The organism is Pseudomonas sp. 382 (genome assembly GCF_002759075.1).
Lineage (GTDB): Bacteria > Pseudomonadota > Gammaproteobacteria > Pseudomonadales > Pseudomonadaceae > Aquipseudomonas > Aquipseudomonas vlassakiae.
In genome coordinates, this window is sequence record NZ_PEMX01000102.1 from 1 (window position 1) to 871 (window position 871).

Sequence of the window (871 nt, forward strand, 5' to 3'; positions counted from 1 at the left end):
CCATGGCAATGCAGGCAGGTAAGTTGATCGTGGGTGCGGATGTCGCGAAAGCTGAGCTGGTTATCCACCACGATGATCGCGATGAAATTATCAGACTGAAAAACTCCAAACCCGAAATCAAACGCTGGCTGAAACAGCAGCCCCTCAATACTGCAATTGCTGTTGAGGCGACCAATGTCTACCACCTGGACTTGGTTGAGCAGGCCCATAGCCTGGGTTTCGAGGTTTATGTCATTGATGGCTTTCAACTGAGCAACTACCGAAAAAGCGTTGGAGGCCGGGTTAAAACTGACCCTTCCGATGCTCGATTGCTGTCCCGTTTTCTGAAAAATGAAGGCGAGGACCTTCGCCCTTGGAGCCCCCCTCCAGCGGTCTACGGCAAGCTTCAGAGCCTTCTGCGACGCAGAGCCGCCCTGGTGACTGCTCGCACTGCGATGACCCAGAGCTGGGCTAACGAAAGCCTCTTGCAAGCCGCCTTCGAAACCTTTGTGAAATCAATAGATCGGCTGGACAAGTTGATCCAACAGAAGATCAAGGAAGTGTTGCGAGAAGCTGGGCTGCAGGAGCAAGTCGCTCGCTGTCAGGCAGTAGAGGGCATTGGTTTCCTCACCGCCGCAGCATTGGTGATGGCTTTTATGAGGGGCGAATTCAAAAGTAGCGACTCGTACATCGCCTTTTTGGGAATGGATTTACGGGTTAGTGATTCTGGACAGAAAAATGGACGGCGTCGTCTCACCAAGCGAGGTTGCTCAGAAATTCGTCGCCTATTGCATAACGCTGCGATGGCAGCCAGCAGATCGGCCGCTTGGAAAGGGCTTTATGAACAGCACCGGAAATCTGGTAAAGCAACAACTCAAGCTCTGGTAATCCT

At 52.5% G+C, this 871-nt stretch carries 1 protein-coding gene; it reads left to right on the forward strand.

Annotated features, from left to right (window positions below; translation table 11 throughout):
* Nucleotides 1-2: 2 nt before the first annotated feature.
* Nucleotides 3-871: transposase (locus tag CQW31_RS30775; RefSeq protein ID WP_099816125.1), on the forward strand; the 869-nt coding region annotated here is incomplete at its 3' end.